The organism is Pseudomonas sp. 05N433 (assembly GCF_056396925.1).
In genome coordinates, this window is the sequence record NZ_JBFTML010000036.1 from 1 (window position 1) to 14,438 (window position 14,438).

Genomic DNA, 14,438 nt, shown 5'->3' on the forward strand with positions numbered 1-14,438 from the left:
GGCGATAGCGATGTGTCATTCAACGCAGATGTCGACTGACACACCGCCTTCGCCAGCAAGCCGGCTCCTACAGGGGACCTGCCCGAATTCTCTCTCTCTCGTACTGGATCTTCCCATGAGTTCTGTTGCTGTGTTCAGCAAGGCCTCGCCGTTCGATGCGCTGCAGCGCTGGCTCCCCAAGCTGGTGCTGGCGCCGAGCATGTTCATTGTTCTGGTGGGGTTCTATGGCTATATCCTGTGGACCTTCGTCCTGTCGTTCACCACTTCGACCTTCCTGCCGACTTACAAATGGGCGGGTCTGGCGCAGTACCAGCGGCTGTTCGACAACGATCGCTGGTGGGTAGCGAGCAAGAACCTGGCGCTTTTCGGCGGCATGTTCATCGGTATCACCCTGGTGATCGGTGTGTTGCTGGCGGTGTTTCTTGATCAGCGCATTCGTCGCGAAGGTTTCATTCGCACCATTTACCTGTACCCGATGGCGCTTTCGATGATCGTCACCGGTACTGCCTGGAAGTGGCTGCTCAACCCGGGCATGGGCCTGGACAAATTGCTGCGTGACTGGGGCTGGGAAGGCTTTCGCCTGGACTGGCTGATCGATCCGGATCGCGTTGTGTACTGCCTGGTGATCGCGGCGGTATGGCAAGCCTCGGGCTTTATCATGGCGATGTTCCTCGCCGGCCTGCGTGGCGTTGATCAATCGATCATCCGTGCCGCCCAGATCGATGGCGCGAGCATGCCGCGCATTTACCTGAAAGTGGTGTTGCCGAGCCTGCGCCCGGTGTTCTTCAGCGCAGTGATGATCCTGGCCCACATCGCTATCAAGAGTTTCGACCTGGTAGCGGCAATGACCGCTGGTGGCCCGGGTTATTCCTCCGATCTGCCTGCGATGTTCATGTATTCCTTCACCTTCAGTCGCGGCCAGATGGGCATGGGCTCGGCCAGTGCGATTCTGATGCTCGGTGCGATTCTCGCGATCATCGTGCCTTACCTGTACTCCGAGCTGAGGGCCAAACGTCATGACTAGTTTCGCTACCAAACCTGCCATCAGCCTGAGTCGCATCGCGATCTATGGCGTGCTGCTCCTTGCGGTATTGCTGTACCTGATACCGCTGGTGGTCATGCTGTTGACCAGTTTCAAGACGCCTGAAGACATCAACTCCGGCAACCTGCTGAGCTGGCCGACCGTGGTCAGCGGTATTGGCTGGATCAAGGCCTGGGGCACGGTTGACGGGTACTTCTGGAACTCGATCAAGATCACCGTTCCGGCGGTAATGATCTCCACGGCCATCGGTGCGTTGAACGGCTATGTGCTGTCGATGTGGCGCTTTCGCGGGTCGCAGTTGTTCTTCGGCCTGCTGCTGTTCGGTTGCTTCCTGCCATTCCAGACGGTCCTGCTGCCGGCCTCGTTCACCCTCGGCAAGATGGGCCTGGCCAGCACGACGACAGGCCTGGTGTTCGTGCACGTGGTCTACGGCCTGGCGTTCACCACGCTGTTTTTCCGTAACTACTACGTCAGCGTTCCCGATGCACTGGTGAAGGCAGCGCGGCTCGATGGCGCGGGGTTCTTCACCATCTTCCGCTTGATCATTTTGCCGATGTCCACCCCGATCATCATGGTCTGCCTGATCTGGCAGTTCACCCAGATCTGGAACGACTTCCTGTTCGGCGTGGTGTTCTCCAGCGGTGACTCGCAACCCATTACGGTGGCGTTGAACAACTTGGTCAACACCAGTACCGGGGCCAAGGAATACAACGTTGATATGGCGGCGGCAATGATCGCCGGGCTGCCGACCCTGCTGGTCTATGTGGTCGCAGGTAAGTATTTCGTGCGCGGGCTGACGGCCGGCGCAGTCAAGGGGTAATCATGGCTACGCTCGAACTTCGCAATGTAAACAAAACCTATGGCCCCGGCCTGCCGGACACCCTCAAGAACATCGAGCTGTCGATCAAGGACGGTGAGTTCCTGATTCTTGTAGGCCCTTCGGGTTGCGGTAAATCGACCCTGATGAATTGCATCGCCGGCCTTGAGACCATCACCGGCGGCGCGATCATGATCGGTGACCAGGACGTCAGCGGCATGAGCCCCAAAGACCGCGACATCGCCATGGTGTTCCAGTCCTACGCGCTGTACCCGACCATGAGCGTGCGCGAAAACATCGCGTTCGGTTTGAAGATCCGCAAGATGCCTGCCGCCGACATCGACGCGGAAGTCGCTCGCGTGGCCAAGCTGTTGCAAATCGAACACCTGCTCAACCGCAAGCCGGGTCAGCTCTCCGGTGGTCAGCAACAGCGCGTGGCCATGGGCCGGGCGTTGGCGCGTCGGCCGAAGATCTACCTGTTCGACGAACCGCTGTCCAACCTCGACGCCAAGCTGCGGGTCGAGATGCGCACCGAAATGAAACTGATGCACCAGCGCCTGAAAACCACCACGGTCTACGTGACCCACGACCAGATCGAAGCGATGACCCTGGGCGACAAAGTGGCGGTGATGAAGGACGGGATCATCCAGCAGTTCGGTACGCCGAAAGACATCTACAACAACCCGGCCAACCTGTTCGTGGCGAGCTTCATCGGTTCGCCACCGATGAACTTCATCCCCCTGCGTTTGCAGCGCAAGGACGGCCGTCTTTTGGCGTTGCTCGACAGTGGTCAGGCGCGCTGCGAATTGCCGCTGGGCATGCAGGACGCCGGGCTCGAAGACCGCGAAGTGATCCTCGGCATGCGCCCGGAGCAAATCGTGCTGGCGAACGGCGAAGCCAACGGCCTGCCGACCATCCGCGCCGAAGTGCAGGTCACCGAACCGACCGGTCCCGACACCCTGGTATTCGTCAATCTCAACGACACCAAGGTCTGCTGCCGTCTGGCACCGGACGTCGCACCAGCCCCGGGCGAGACCCTGACGCTGCAATTCGATCCATCGAAAGTGCTGCTGTTCGATGCCAAGACCGGTGAGCGTCTGGGCGTTGCCGGCCTGCCAAAAACCGAAGCTCACAGCGCCAACGTGGCCCAGTTCAAAGGCCGCTGAAGATCAAATGTGGGAGCGAGCAAGCCCGCTCTCACAGGGGGGATTAGTGGCGGATGGAGACATCCGTCGCAATCGATGTAAACCGCGTTAGATAAAAACAGTTAATAACAATAAAACGAGGATGTAGGGATGAAGAAGAAGAACAACGCTCAGCTGATCTGCCAATTGTCAGCGGTTGCGGCGATGATGCTGGCCGGTAGCGTACACGCGGCTGACGCGTTCAGTGCCGATTCCCAGTGGATGACGGGGGACTGGGGGGGCGAGCGGACCAAGCTGATCGAGCAAGGTATCGACATCAAGGCCGACTATGTCGGTGAAGTGGGCGCCAACCTGCACGGCGGCTACAACGACGACAAGACGGCTCGTTACGCCGACCAGTTTGGTCTGGGCGTGGCGCTGGACCTGCAAAAATTGTGGGGCTGGGATAACACCCAGGCCAAGATCCAGCTCACCAACCGTAACGGTCAGAACATCTCCAATGACCGTGTCGGCGACCCGCGTGCCGGCACCTTGAGCTCCTCCCAGGAAGTCTACGGCCGTGGCCACATGGTCCGTCTGACCCAGCTGTGGATCAAGCACCAGTTCCTCGACGGGAAACTGGACGTCAAGGCTGGTTACTTCGGCGAAGGCGAAGACTTCAACACCTTCCCTTGTGAGTTCCAGAACCTGGCATTCTGCGGTTCCCAGGCGGGTAACTGGGCGACCGGTATCTGGTACAACTGGCCGGTCATGCAGGCAGCGGTTCGCGTGAAGTACAACATCACGCCTGAGTTCTATGCGCAGATCGGCGCGTACAACCAGAACCCATCGCAACTTGAGCACGGTAACGGTTTCAAGCTCAGCGGCAGTGGTACCAAAGGCACCGTCTTGCCGGTTGAATTGGTCTGGTCGCCGAAGGTCAACAACCTGCCGGGCGAATACCGTGTTGGTTACTACAAGAGCACGGCCGACGCCAATGACGTCCGTAAAGACGACAACGGCAATGATGCAGCGACCACCGGCAATGCCTATCGCAGCCATGACAGCAAGCACGGCTACTGGTTCGTGGCGCAGCAACAACTGACCACCCATAACGGTGATGCTTCGCGCGGTCTGAACATCGCGGCCAACGCCACCTTCCACGACAAGGACACCAACTTCGTCGACAACTACCAGTCGCTGATGTTTGTTTACAAGGGCCCGTTCGATGCGCGTCCAAAAGACGACGTCGGGATCGGTTTCTCCCGTATCCATGTCAACGATGACGTGAAGAAAAACTCCGAGTTGGTCAACGCCGCCAATGGTGTCACCGACTACAACGATCCACTGTTCGCGCCACTGCGCAGCACCGAGTACAACTACGAGATCAACTACGGTTTCCACGTTACCAACTGGCTGACGGTGCGTCCTAACTTGCAATACATCACTCACCCGGGTGGTGTGGATGAAGTTGATAACGCGCTGGTCGCCGGCCTGAAAATTCAGTCGGTGTTCTAACGCTGTTGCGATAAGCTCCTCTCTATGTGCGCATATTTGCGGACGGCCATGGCTGTCCGCTTTTTTTTGGGGGTGGCGCACCCTCGGGTGACAGATGATTTTCAGGACCGTGGCACATGCTTGAGCATCCGCTACAACGCTTCTTCAAATCCTTGCGCGAACGTCCGGTGTTTGCGTGGGAGCGCTATCAGATGCGCGACGTGCTGGTGATCGACCATCCGCTGTGTCAGGCGGTGTTCAGTCGTCAGGGCGCGCAGTTGTTGCACTTCCAGCCAAAGGGTCAGAAACCCTGGCTGTGGTGCGCGGCGAAATGGCCGCACGTGGGTGCGATTCGCGGCGGCGTGCCGGTGTGCTGGCCGTGGTATGGCCGCCACCCAAGCGAAAACGCCTGGCCGTCCCATGGTTGGGCGCGCCTGCTCGACTGGAAGCTGCTCGACAGCAGCAGTGACGACGATGGCGTGCGCCTGCACTGGCAGTTACAGCTGTGCGACTGGCAAGTGGACTTGCATGCGCACCTGGGCGAACGCATGGATTTGCACATGAGCACCGAGCATCAGGACGACATGCCGTGCCAGTTGAGTCAGGCGTTGCACGCCTATTGGCGTATTGGTGACGTCGGTGAGATAGCGCTGTCTGGGCTCGAAGGAGCGCAAGGTTACGACCAGTTGAACCGCCAGGCTTGCCAACAGGAAGGCGAGTTGCGGGTCGACGGTGGGTGTCAGCGGGTGTTCCAGCATGACGGCGAATTGCAGCTCAAGGACCACGCCTGGCAGCGCGAACTGTGCATCGACACCGGTGATCATGCGGACACGGTGGTCTGGCATCCCGGCTCGCGGCCATTACTGGGCGTGAGCTGGAACGAGATTTCCGAGTTCGTCTGTGTGGAAGCGGCCAGCGGCGGCACCGACAGCCTGTGCCTGGCGCCGGGGGAGCGGGCGTATCTGAGTTTGCAGGCGCGGGTTGGGGCGTAGCTGATAGTGATCATTCCCACGCAGAGCGTGGGAATGATCGTTGTAGGTTAATTAAACTCATCCCCAATCGGATACCGACTGGCATTGAGGCTTTCCTTGATCTTGCGCAAATGCGGCTGGAAGTCCACGCCTCGGCGCAAGGTCATGCCGGTGGCAAGCACATCGAGCACGGTCAGCTGAATGATCCGCGAGGTCATCGGCATGTAAATGTCGGTGTCTTCCGGCAACGGAATGTTCAGGCTCAAGGTACTGGCCTTGGCCAGCGGCGAACCTTCGGCCGTCAGCCCCAGCACCGAAGCGCCGTTTTCCCGGGCGATGCGCGCCACTTCCACCAATTCGCGGGTGCGGCCGGTGTAGGAGATGATCACGAACAACTCACCGGTGTGGGCCACCGAGGCAATCATGCGTTGCATCAGCACATCGGCATGGGCGGTCACTGCCAGGTTGAAGCGGAAGAACTTGTGCTGCGCATCCAGTGCCACCGGGGCCGAGGCGCCGAGGCCGAAGAAGTGGATCTGCCGGGCCTGGATCAACAGGTCGACGGCGCGGCTGATCAGGTTCGGGTCCAGTGCCTGGCAGGCGCTGTCCAGGGACGCGATGGCGCTGCCGAAGATTTTCTGGGTGTAAGCCTCGGGGTTGTCGTCGGCTTCCACCGCACGGCTGACATACGCCGCGCCGCTGGCCAGGCTCTGGGCCAGCTGCAGTTTCAGTTCAGGGTAGCCGCTGACACCGAATGAGCGGCAGAAACGGTTGACCGTCGGCTCACTGACCGACGCGGCCTGGGCGAGGGCGGCGATGCTGAACCGGGTCGCCTGCTGTGGGTTGAGCAGGATCACTTCGGCGACTTTGCGTTCTGCCTTGTTCAGGTCTTCGAGGCGACTCTGGATCTGTTCCAGTAAATTTCGCACGCGGTCCATATGGGGTTCCTAAATTCACCTGCGCAAACAAGCGCTCGGCTATGCAAATTGGGCCTTTGATACGGCCCATAACGGTGGCCTATCCTACTGATGGCTCCGACCGACCACCACTCGGAATCTATATTTTGCGAAAATGTTGTGGTTATTACTACATTTTCCCTTGAGTGATGCCTTGAAAAAAGGTATTTGTAGCTTAACTTGATAAAAGAACAAACATCATGCCTTCGATTACGGTTGAACCGTGCACCTTTGCCTTGTTCGGCGCTCTCGGCGATCTAGCCCTGCGCAAGCTGTTTCCTGCCCTTTATCAACTCGATGGCGCCGGCCTGCTTCATGAGGATACGCGCATTATCGCACTGGCCCGTGAACCTGGCAGCGAGCAGCAGCATCTGGCGTTCATCGCCACCGAGTTGCGTCGCTACGTGGGCGCCAAAGAGCTGGATGAAGCCGTGCTCGAGCGCTTCCTGGCCCGGTTGAGTTACCTGCATGTCGACTTCCTCAAGGCTGACGATTACGTCGCCCTGGCCGAGCAGGCCGGCAGCGCCCAGCGGGTGATTGCCTACTTCGCCACGCCGGCGGCGGTTTACGGTGCTATTTGCGAGAACCTGTCAAAGGTTGGCCTGGCCGAAAACACCCGCGTGGTGCTGGAAAAACCCATCGGTTCTGACCTGGAATCCTCGCGCAAGGTCAACGACGCCGTGGCGCAGTTCTTCCCGGAGAACCGCACCTACCGTATCGACCACTATCTGGGCAAAGAGACCGTACAAAACCTGATCGCCCTGCGTTTCGCCAACAGCCTGTTCGAAACCCAGTGGAACCAGAATTACATTTCCCACGTGGAAATCACCGTGGCCGAGCAGGTCGGGATCGAAGGCCGTTGGGGTTACTTCGACAAGGCCGGCCAGCTGCGGGACATGATCCAGAATCACCTGCTGCAGTTGCTGTGCCTGATCGCCATGGACCCGCCGGCCGACTTGTCCGCCGACAGCATCCGCGACGAGAAAGTCAAAGTGCTCAAGGCACTGGCGCCGATCAGCCCGGAAGGCCTGACCACTCAAGTGGTGCGCGGCCAGTACATCGCCGGTCACAGCGAAGGCAAGTCGGTGCCGGGGTATCTGGAGGAGCCTAACTCCAACACCCAGAGCGACACCGAAACCTTCGTTGCCCTGCGTGCCGACATTCGCAACTGGCGTTGGGCCGGCGTACCGTTTTACCTGCGCACCGGCAAGCGCATGCCGCAGAAGCTGTCGCAGATCGTCATCCACTTCAAGGAACCGTCGCACTACATCTTCGCCCCCGAGCAGCGCTTGCAGATCAGCAACAAACTGATCATCCGCCTGCAACCGGACGAAGGCATTTCCTTGCGCGTGATGACCAAGGAACAAGGCCTGGACAAGGGCATGCAGTTGCGCAGCGGTCCGTTGCAGCTGAATTTTTCCGACACCTGGCGCAGCGCACGGATTCCCGATGCCTACGAGCGGTTGTTGCTGGAAGTGATGCGTGGCAATCAGAACCTGTTTGTCCGTAAAGATGAAATCGAAGCCGCGTGGAAGTGGTGTGACCAGTTGATTGCCGGGTGGAAAAAGTCCGGTGATGCGCCCAAGCCGTACGCGGCCGGGTCCTGGGGGCCGATGAGTTCCATTGCACTGATCACGCGGGACGGGAGGTCGTGGTATGGCGATATCTGAATTGAAACTGCCTCAGGGCGTCAGCGCCCATGAGTTCAAAAAACCGATGCTGCTGGCCGAAGGCCTGGCATTGGCAGTGGCCAAACAACTGAGCGACGCGATTGCCGCACAAGGCACAGCGACGCTGGTGGTGTCCGGTGGGCGCAGCCCGGTGGCATTTTTCCAGCACCTGGCCAAGCAGGCGCTGGACTGGTCGAAGGTGGTGGTCAGCCTGGCTGACGAGCGCTGGGTGCCGGTGGAGCATGCCGACAGTAATGCCGGTCTGCTCAAGCGTTACCTGTTGCAAGGTCCGGCGGCCAAGGCCCAGTTCCTGAGCCTCTACAGTGCCACCGCCAACCTGGAGCAGGCCGCCGAGCAGGCTGATCGCTTGCTCGCCGAATTGCCGGCGATCGATGTGCTGGTGCTGGGCATGGGCGACGACGGTCACACCGCATCACTGTTCCCCAACAGCCCGAACCTGGCCGACGCCTTGAAAGTCGACGGCACTCGTCGTTGCTGGCCGATGCTGGCGCCGACCGTGCCGCGTCAGCGCCTGACCATGAGTCGCGCGCTGCTGGCTTCGGCCAGGCACACCGTTCTATCGATTTCCGGTCAGTCCAAGTTGACCACCCTGAGCGCCGCACTGGCCGGTGACGATGTCGCCGCCATGCCGATTCGGGCGTTTCTGCAACCTACGTTAGAGATTTACTGGTGCCCATGAACCAAGGATCAGCCGCTATGACAAACACATCCCCGACCGTTTCCATGGCGGACAAAGTTGCCCTGATCGACAGCCTCTGCGCCAAGGCGCGGATCCTGCCGGTGATCACCATCGCTCGCGAACAGGACGTGCTGCCGTTGGCCGACGCCCTGGCCGCCGGTGGCCTCACGGCGCTGGAAGTGACCCTGCGTTCGCAGTTCGGCCTCAAGGCCATCCAGATCCTGCGCGAAAAGCGTCCGGAGCTGGTGACCGGTGCCGGTACGGTGCTTGATCGCAGCATGCTGGCCGCTGCCGAAGCCGCCGGTTCGCAATTCATCGTGACGCCGGGCATCACCCGTGACTTGCTCGAAGCCAGTGTCGCCAGCCCGATCCCGCTGTTGCCGGGCATCAGCAACGCCTCCGGCATCATGGAAGGCTATTGCCTGGGCTATCGCCGCTTCAAGCTGTTCCCGGCGGAAGTCAGCGGCGGCGTCGCAGCCATCAAAGCCCTGGGCGGCCCGTTCGGCGAAGTTAAATTCTGCCCGACCGGCGGCGTCAGCCCGGCCAACATCAAGAGCTACATGGCGTTGAAAAACGTGATGTGCGTGGGCGGTAGCTGGATGCTTGACCCCGAGTGGATCAAGAACGGCGACTGGGCCCGTATCCAGGAGTGCACCGCCGAGGCGTTGGCGCTGCTGGACTGATCTGATTTACCGGATATACCGGATTTACCAAACACTTCGTTGTGTGTTCTACGGCTTTACGGTGCGCTTGGTCGGTGCACCGTTTTTTTTTGCCTGGTGAAAATCCCCATGACTGTCGAAATGCTCTTTTTAGGATCGACATCACGCGATACATAGTTACCGCATCTCGCCGCACGTCCAGCGTTAATCTGCGTTCATCTTATGGAAGAGAGAACGTCATGGACGACAACACCTCGGCTGCACCCCCACTACCGGTTTATCAACTGTCACCCGAGCAGATCGCCGGTCCGTATTTTCGAAATCCAAAACTGATCAGGCGAAACGTCAGCGAAGGCATGGACGGCATTCCCTTGGTGCTGCGGCTCACGATCGTCGATGCCATGACCGGTCAACCGGTTACCGGGGCATTGGTCGATATCTGGCATTGCAATGCGCGCGGGGCGTATTCGGGCTGGAGCAAGGTCAACCCGGACAAGGAAGTCGATGTGGATGATATCGGGTCGATCCCGCGCACCGACGACGACACCTACCTGCGTGGTGGGCAATTCACCGACAAAATGGGCATCGTGCGGTTTACCACTATTTATCCGGGGTTCTATGCCGGCCGCGCTTTGCATATTCACGTCGCGGTACGCATCACAGCCGGTAATAACTATCTGGAAGAGCGGCACGTCGCCTGGGTCGGCCAGCTTTACTTTCCCGAGGTCGCATCAAGGTCGGTGCTCAATGCCCGTGAGTACAGCGGTCGAGCCGTCTCACCGCTGACCAATGCGCAGGATATGTTTTATCAGCGCATGGGCGGCGAGGCCTCGACCCTGAATATTCACACCATCGGTCGAGACTCGAATGAGGACGGCTTTTTCGGGCACATGACCATCGGTGTCGACACGTTTGCGGCGTCATCGCAAATCAAGCCCGAGGACTTTGATAAATACACTGTGTGACGTCAGCGCAATTCGTTCAACACCCGGGCCAGTACATCCATGTCCGCTGCCATGGTCGTGAGCCCCGGTGTGATGCGGATGCACGGGCCACACGCCGCGCCGCTGCGCGCCACGGTAAACAGGTTGTAGTCGTTGAGCAGGCGCTCGACCATCGCCTGTTGGTCGGCATGCCGGGTAAAGCGCATCGAGGTGATGCCGCAATACAGGCGCGGGTCATCCGGGGTCAGGACTTCGATCCCCGGTAACTCCCGAACGGCATCGACCCAGCGGTTGCGCAGGTAATTGAGCCGAGCGCCCTTGGCGACGGAACCGCCCATGGCCTGATGCTCTTCGAACACCAGCGGCAGGGTCAGCAGGGCCGGGATGTTCGGGGTGCTGTATGGCGTGCGGGCGCGAATGTCGGTGGCCGGGAAATGCATCTCGCCCATATCGGGATCAATGTCGACCAGGCGCTCGGGCGCGATGTAAATGAAGCCGAGAGTCAGCGGCGCACCGATCCATTTGTGCAGGTTGTAGCCGGCGAAGGCGATGCCCAGTTCATCGAGGTTGAACTCGATCTGGCCCAGAGCATGGGCGCCGTCAAGGATCACATCGATGCCATGCTCCTTGGCGGCAGCGGCGATCGCCTGCACCGGCATTACCAGACCGGTGCGATGGGTGACGTGGGTCAGGGCCATCAACTTCAGTCGCGGATAACGTGTGAAAGCTTCGCGGTACGTGGCCAGCAAGCTGTCGAAACTGGCGGGGCGACGGTGCTCGATCTCGATCACTTCCACGCCTCGATAGCGGGCCAGCCAACGCATTGCGCTCTTGACCGTGTCGTACTCCAGATCGCACAGCAGGACCTGATCGCCCGGTTCCAGGCGATTGTAGTTGCGGATCAGCGACTGCAAGCCGTCCGAGGCGTTGCGGGTGAAGGCGACGGCTTCGGCCGGGGCGCCGATCAGTTTGGCCAGCTGCGCGCGAATCTTGACGCTTTCGCCCTGTTCGAAGCGCTGGCGCACATGCACCGAGTTGCCGCGGTTGATGAGCTCGATGTTGCGTTGATACTCCTCGACCACGGTGCGTGACATGCGCCCGAAGTAACCGTTCTCCAGGTTCAGGGGGCCGGGTTCGACAGCGTAGCGGTCGGCAAAGGTCTGCCAAAAGGCTTCATCACGGGCACGGCGGGTGTTATCGGGCATGGGCGACTCGGTGCGATAGGGCGGTTCAGTGACGAGGGGCAGGTTTGCCGTGCTTGGCGCGCAGCGGTTCGAGCAGTTCCGACAGGCCGTTGTGGTCGATTTCCTGCATCAAGGCCAGCAACCCGCCCAGTTCCCCGTGAGGGAAACCTTCGCGAGCGAACCAGTTCAGGTACTGACCGGGCAGGTCGGCGATGATACGGCCCTTGTATTTGCCGAAGGGCATCTCGCGGGTAATCAGCAGTTCGAGCTTTTCGGGATTCATCATCAGTCGTCTTGATTTAGAACAGTCTGGAAAATACAGGCATTCTGCATGCAGGCCAATTGACAGATCATGCAAAAAAAGCGGATACAGATTTCGACTAAAGATTAAATCATTGAAATATAAGTAAAAAATTTCAATTCGAAGCTGGCATGCAGGGTGCAACGATTGATTGCATCTTTCATCAACCGCAAGGAATTGAAAAATGACCGACATTAATAAAGAAGCGATCTCTGTACTCAACGACCTGATTGAAACCTGTAAAGACGGTCAGGAAGGGTTCAAGACTTGCGCTGAAGACATCAAGAATCCCGAACTCAAAAACCTGTTCATTCAGCGCTCCGCCGACTGCGCCTCTGCCGCTGCCGAACTGCAGGCCACTGTGCGTTCCCTGGGCGGTGATCCGGAAACCTCCACCAGTGTCAGCGGCGATCTGCACCGTCGTTGGGTGGATGTGAAGTCGATGTTCACCGGCAAGGATGAAGAGGCGGTGCTGAACGAAGCCGAACGCGGTGAAGACCATGCGAAGAAGGCTTACAAGGACGCATTGGATAAAATCAACAAGTACAACCTGGTGGGCATTCGTGACATCGTTGAACGCCAGTATCACGGCGTGCAACGCAACCACGATCAGGTCAAAGCCCTGCGCAACCAGGCTCGCGCACGCTCGTAAGCGTTCGTTACCCATCAAAAACGCCAGCCAGTCTGGCGTTTTTTTGTGTTCGAGATTGTAGGAGAACGAAACGCTGCATTCACCGTGGCGAGGGGGGCTTTTTGTGGCGAGGGAGCTTGCTCCCGCTGGGGTGCGCAGCGCCCCCAATCGGGCACCTCGATTCACCTGTTCCGGCGCGGAGCAGCTTTTACGACTGCTGCGCAGCCGAACGGGAGCAAGCTCCCTCGCCACAGAAGCCCATCCAGGCCACGGATGAGTGATGAATCAGCCGATGCTGATCGCCGGCAACGTCGGCAATGTCACGGTCTGCTGTTTACGCGGCGCCAGAATCTCCGCCTCGCCATCCACTACCAGTTCATCACGCTGATTGAACACTCGGGTGGCGATCCGCACACGAAACTTCGGCATTTTCTCGAGAATTTCCAGGCGCACCGTCAGCGTGTCGCCAATCTTCACCGGCTTCTGAAAGCTCATCGTCTGACCGATATAAATAGTCCCCGGCCCAGGCAGCTCGCAAGCCACCGCCGCACTGATCAACGCGCCGCTGAACATGCCGTGGGCGATACGTTCCTTGAACATGGAGGCAGCGGCGAATTCGGCGTCCAGGTGCACCGGGTTGTGGTCGCCGGACATCGCGGCGAACAACTGAATGTCGCGTTCTTCGACGGTTTTGCTGTAGCTGGCGGTCTGGCCGACTTCGAGGGCTTCGTAAGGGGTGTTGGTAACCTGGGTCATCTGTCTCGATTCCTGTGACGAATTAAATGAATCCACAAAAAAACTATTCGGCTCTGGGTGGCCGGCGGTTGCTCAAGGCCTGGGCGATCCAGTTCAGCACGTCGGCAGTCACTTCATCGCGATTGCTCTCATTGAACAGTTCGTGCCGGGCCTGCGGGTAAATATTCAAGTGCAGGCTCTGGCAGCCAGCGTCGCGCAGGGCGTGGGCCAGATCTTTCAGACGTTTGCCTTCGCTCACCGGATCACATTCGCCGCCAATTACCAGCAGCGGCAGGCCCGGATCGATCTGGGCGAGATTGGACGCTTTGCTGATTTGCTGCAAGCCGCCGAGCAAATCGATCCATAGCTGATTGGTGCAGCGAAAGCCGCAGAGCGGGTCGTTGGCGTACTTGTCGACCTCGGCCGGGTCGCGGCTCAGCCAGTCAAACGAGGTGCGAGCTGGTTTGAACTTCTTGTTGAACGAGCCGAACGACAGCCATTCGATCAATGCACTGCGACCCTTGGGGCCCTGGCGCAGGCGTTCGAGACGAGCAATTTGGCGCGCTGCGCGATAGAGCGCCACGGGCTGGAAGTTCGAGCCGCTGAGAATCGCCCCGTGCAGGCTGGCGCTGTGGTGCAGCAAGTAAGCCTGGGCGATGTAGCTGCCCATGCTGTGGCCCAACAGCACGATTGGCACGCCGGGATGCTGTTGGCCGATATGTTGGTTGAGGCAGGCGAGGTCACCGACCACTTTGCCCCAGCCATCGCTGTCGGCGAAGTGGCCCAGGGTGCCGTTTTCAGCGGTTTTGCCATGTCCACGCAGGTCCGGTGCGTAAACACCGTAGCCCTGTTCGCAGAGCTTTTCTGCCAGGCGAGCGTAGCGACCGCTGTGTTCCGCCATGCCATGGGCCAGCAGGATCACGGCTTTGAGCGGTGCAGTCGGCAGCCACTGGTTGACGAAGAGGCGGCTGCGGTCGCTCGCGGTCAGCCAGAAAGTGTCATGGATCATGGCGATTCCTTTGCATGGGACTGCATGCGGCATGGGCGTCGTTGCATTGTATAGCGCATCCCGCGCGCGCCGTCTGATCAGGCAGCGCCGGGGCAGCAAGATTCACGGGATCAATGAGGACTGTGCGCATATTTGCCTGATTCACCATAGCTGCTAGTGTCCGGGAAGCACCGCTTTTCAGAAGTGATAGAAAAA

At 59.4% G+C, this 14,438-nt stretch carries 15 protein-coding genes; 10 read left to right on the forward strand and 5 right to left on the reverse strand.

Going from position 1 to position 14,438, the window contains the following annotated elements; all coding sequences use genetic code 11:
* The first annotated feature begins 115 nt into the window (after positions 1–115).
* The 5 genes from AC1DIS_RS18855 (at position 116) to AC1DIS_RS18875 (ending at position 5,472) form a co-directional block, all read left to right on the forward strand.
* On the forward strand, positions 116–1,024 hold the full coding sequence (locus AC1DIS_RS18855) for a carbohydrate ABC transporter permease (protein ID WP_018926470.1): 909 nt from the start codon (positions 116–118) through the stop codon (positions 1,022–1,024).
* On the forward strand, positions 1,017–1,862 hold the full coding sequence (locus AC1DIS_RS18860; RefSeq protein ID WP_477744589.1) for a carbohydrate ABC transporter permease: 846 nt from the start codon (positions 1,017–1,019) through the stop codon (positions 1,860–1,862). Before AC1DIS_RS18855 ends, AC1DIS_RS18860 begins: the two co-directional genes overlap by 8 nt.
* A gap of 2 nt (positions 1,863–1,864) precedes the next feature.
* Positions 1,865–3,025, forward strand: coding sequence for an ABC transporter ATP-binding protein (locus AC1DIS_RS18865; protein WP_018926468.1), 1,161 nt, complete (start codon positions 1,865–1,867; stop codon positions 3,023–3,025).
* A 129-nt stretch (positions 3,026–3,154) separates the two neighbouring features.
* Entirely contained in the window at positions 3,155–4,501 is a 1,347-nt protein-coding gene (locus AC1DIS_RS18870; protein ID WP_018926467.1) for a carbohydrate porin, read from the forward strand.
* Between the two features lie 116 nt (positions 4,502–4,617).
* Complete coding sequence (locus tag AC1DIS_RS18875) at positions 4,618–5,472, forward strand: D-hexose-6-phosphate mutarotase (protein ID WP_111454766.1); 855 nt, start codon at positions 4,618–4,620, stop codon at positions 5,470–5,472.
* Between the two features lie 47 nt (positions 5,473–5,519).
* On the opposite strand, the gene AC1DIS_RS18880 is transcribed toward AC1DIS_RS18875, so the two are convergent.
* Positions 5,520–6,380, reverse strand: coding sequence for a MurR/RpiR family transcriptional regulator (locus AC1DIS_RS18880; RefSeq protein ID WP_172901244.1), 861 nt, complete (start codon positions 6,378–6,380; stop codon positions 5,520–5,522).
* Between the two features lie 227 nt (positions 6,381–6,607).
* Here AC1DIS_RS18880 and zwf point away from each other — a divergent pair, with 227 nt between their 5' ends.
* The 4 genes from zwf to AC1DIS_RS18900 all read left to right on the forward strand — a co-directional run bounded on the left by zwf (position 6,608) and on the right by AC1DIS_RS18900 (position 10,404).
* Positions 6,608–8,077: a glucose-6-phosphate dehydrogenase gene (gene zwf, locus AC1DIS_RS18885; protein ID WP_019581460.1), complete on the forward strand. Its 1,470-nt coding sequence runs from the start codon at positions 6,608–6,610 to the stop codon at positions 8,075–8,077.
* The gene (pgl, locus tag AC1DIS_RS18890) at positions 8,064–8,777 is read left to right on the forward strand and encodes a 6-phosphogluconolactonase (RefSeq protein ID WP_018926463.1); all 714 of its coding nucleotides are present in this window, start codon (positions 8,064–8,066) and stop codon (positions 8,775–8,777) included. The genes zwf and pgl overlap by 14 nt, the downstream gene beginning before the upstream one ends.
* A 17-nt stretch (positions 8,778–8,794) precedes the next feature.
* Entirely contained in the window at positions 8,795–9,460 is a 666-nt protein-coding gene (locus tag AC1DIS_RS18895) for a bifunctional 4-hydroxy-2-oxoglutarate aldolase/2-dehydro-3-deoxy-phosphogluconate aldolase (RefSeq protein WP_018926462.1), read from the forward strand.
* 218 nt (positions 9,461–9,678) lie between these two features.
* On the forward strand, positions 9,679–10,404 hold the full coding sequence (locus tag AC1DIS_RS18900; protein WP_064616387.1) for an intradiol ring-cleavage dioxygenase: 726 nt from the start codon (positions 9,679–9,681) through the stop codon (positions 10,402–10,404).
* A gap of 2 nt (positions 10,405–10,406) precedes the next feature.
* Here AC1DIS_RS18900 and AC1DIS_RS18905 read toward each other — a convergent pair whose 3' ends face one another.
* Both AC1DIS_RS18905 and AC1DIS_RS18910 read right to left on the reverse strand, forming a co-directional pair.
* A complete protein-coding gene (locus tag AC1DIS_RS18905) occupies positions 10,407–11,588 on the reverse strand; it encodes an aminotransferase class V-fold PLP-dependent enzyme (RefSeq protein WP_477744590.1) in 1,182 nt (393 codons plus the stop codon).
* Between the two features lie 25 nt (positions 11,589–11,613).
* Positions 11,614–11,850 carry a DUF3820 family protein gene (locus AC1DIS_RS18910; RefSeq protein WP_007949456.1) on the reverse strand — a complete coding sequence of 79 codons (237 nt, stop codon included), beginning with the start codon at positions 11,848–11,850 and terminating at the stop codon, positions 11,614–11,616.
* 202 nt (positions 11,851–12,052) lie between these two features.
* Here AC1DIS_RS18910 and AC1DIS_RS18915 point away from each other — a divergent pair, with 202 nt between their 5' ends.
* A complete protein-coding gene (locus AC1DIS_RS18915; protein WP_477744591.1) occupies positions 12,053–12,520 on the forward strand; it encodes a ferritin-like domain-containing protein in 468 nt (155 codons plus the stop codon).
* A 264-nt stretch (positions 12,521–12,784) separates the two neighbouring features.
* On the opposite strand, the gene AC1DIS_RS18920 is transcribed toward AC1DIS_RS18915, so the two are convergent.
* Together AC1DIS_RS18920 and AC1DIS_RS18925 are read right to left on the reverse strand one after the other, a co-directional pair.
* The gene (locus AC1DIS_RS18920; protein ID WP_018926458.1) at positions 12,785–13,255 is read right to left on the reverse strand and encodes a MaoC family dehydratase; all 471 of its coding nucleotides are present in this window, start codon (positions 13,253–13,255) and stop codon (positions 12,785–12,787) included.
* Positions 13,256–13,298: 43 nt separating this feature from the next.
* Positions 13,299–14,243: an alpha/beta hydrolase gene (locus AC1DIS_RS18925; RefSeq protein WP_018926457.1), complete on the reverse strand. Its 945-nt coding sequence runs from the start codon at positions 14,241–14,243 to the stop codon at positions 13,299–13,301.
* Positions 14,244–14,438: the final 195 nt, after the last annotated feature.

What these genes read in the sequence shown, in the direction of transcription:
- AC1DIS_RS18855 (WP_018926470.1), top strand. Translation starts at nt 116, where the DNA reads ATGAGTTCTGTTGCTGTGTTCAGCAAGGCCTCGCCGTTCGATGCGCTG.
- AC1DIS_RS18860 (WP_477744589.1), top strand. Translation starts at nt 1,017, where the DNA reads ATGACTAGTTTCGCTACCAAACCTGCCATCAGCCTGAGTCGCATCGCG.
- AC1DIS_RS18865 (WP_018926468.1), top strand. Translation starts at nt 1,865, where the DNA reads ATGGCTACGCTCGAACTTCGCAATGTAAACAAAACCTATGGCCCCGGC.
- AC1DIS_RS18870 (WP_018926467.1), top strand. Translation starts at nt 3,155, where the DNA reads ATGAAGAAGAAGAACAACGCTCAGCTGATCTGCCAATTGTCAGCGGTT.
- AC1DIS_RS18875 (WP_111454766.1), top strand. Translation starts at nt 4,618, where the DNA reads ATGCTTGAGCATCCGCTACAACGCTTCTTCAAATCCTTGCGCGAACGT.
- zwf (WP_019581460.1), top strand. Translation starts at nt 6,608, where the DNA reads ATGCCTTCGATTACGGTTGAACCGTGCACCTTTGCCTTGTTCGGCGCT.
- pgl (WP_018926463.1), top strand. Translation starts at nt 8,064, where the DNA reads ATGGCGATATCTGAATTGAAACTGCCTCAGGGCGTCAGCGCCCATGAG.
- AC1DIS_RS18895 (WP_018926462.1), top strand. Translation starts at nt 8,795, where the DNA reads ATGACAAACACATCCCCGACCGTTTCCATGGCGGACAAAGTTGCCCTG.
- AC1DIS_RS18900 (WP_064616387.1), top strand. Translation starts at nt 9,679, where the DNA reads ATGGACGACAACACCTCGGCTGCACCCCCACTACCGGTTTATCAACTG.
- AC1DIS_RS18905 (WP_477744590.1), bottom strand. Translation starts at nt 11,588, where the DNA reads ATGCCCGATAACACCCGCCGTGCCCGTGATGAAGCCTTTTGGCAGACC.
- AC1DIS_RS18910 (WP_007949456.1), bottom strand. Translation starts at nt 11,850, where the DNA reads ATGAATCCCGAAAAGCTCGAACTGCTGATTACCCGCGAGATGCCCTTC.
- AC1DIS_RS18915 (WP_477744591.1), top strand. Translation starts at nt 12,053, where the DNA reads ATGACCGACATTAATAAAGAAGCGATCTCTGTACTCAACGACCTGATT.
- AC1DIS_RS18920 (WP_018926458.1), bottom strand. Translation starts at nt 13,255, where the DNA reads ATGACCCAGGTTACCAACACCCCTTACGAAGCCCTCGAAGTCGGCCAG.
- AC1DIS_RS18925 (WP_018926457.1), bottom strand. Translation starts at nt 14,243, where the DNA reads ATGATCCATGACACTTTCTGGCTGACCGCGAGCGACCGCAGCCGCCTC.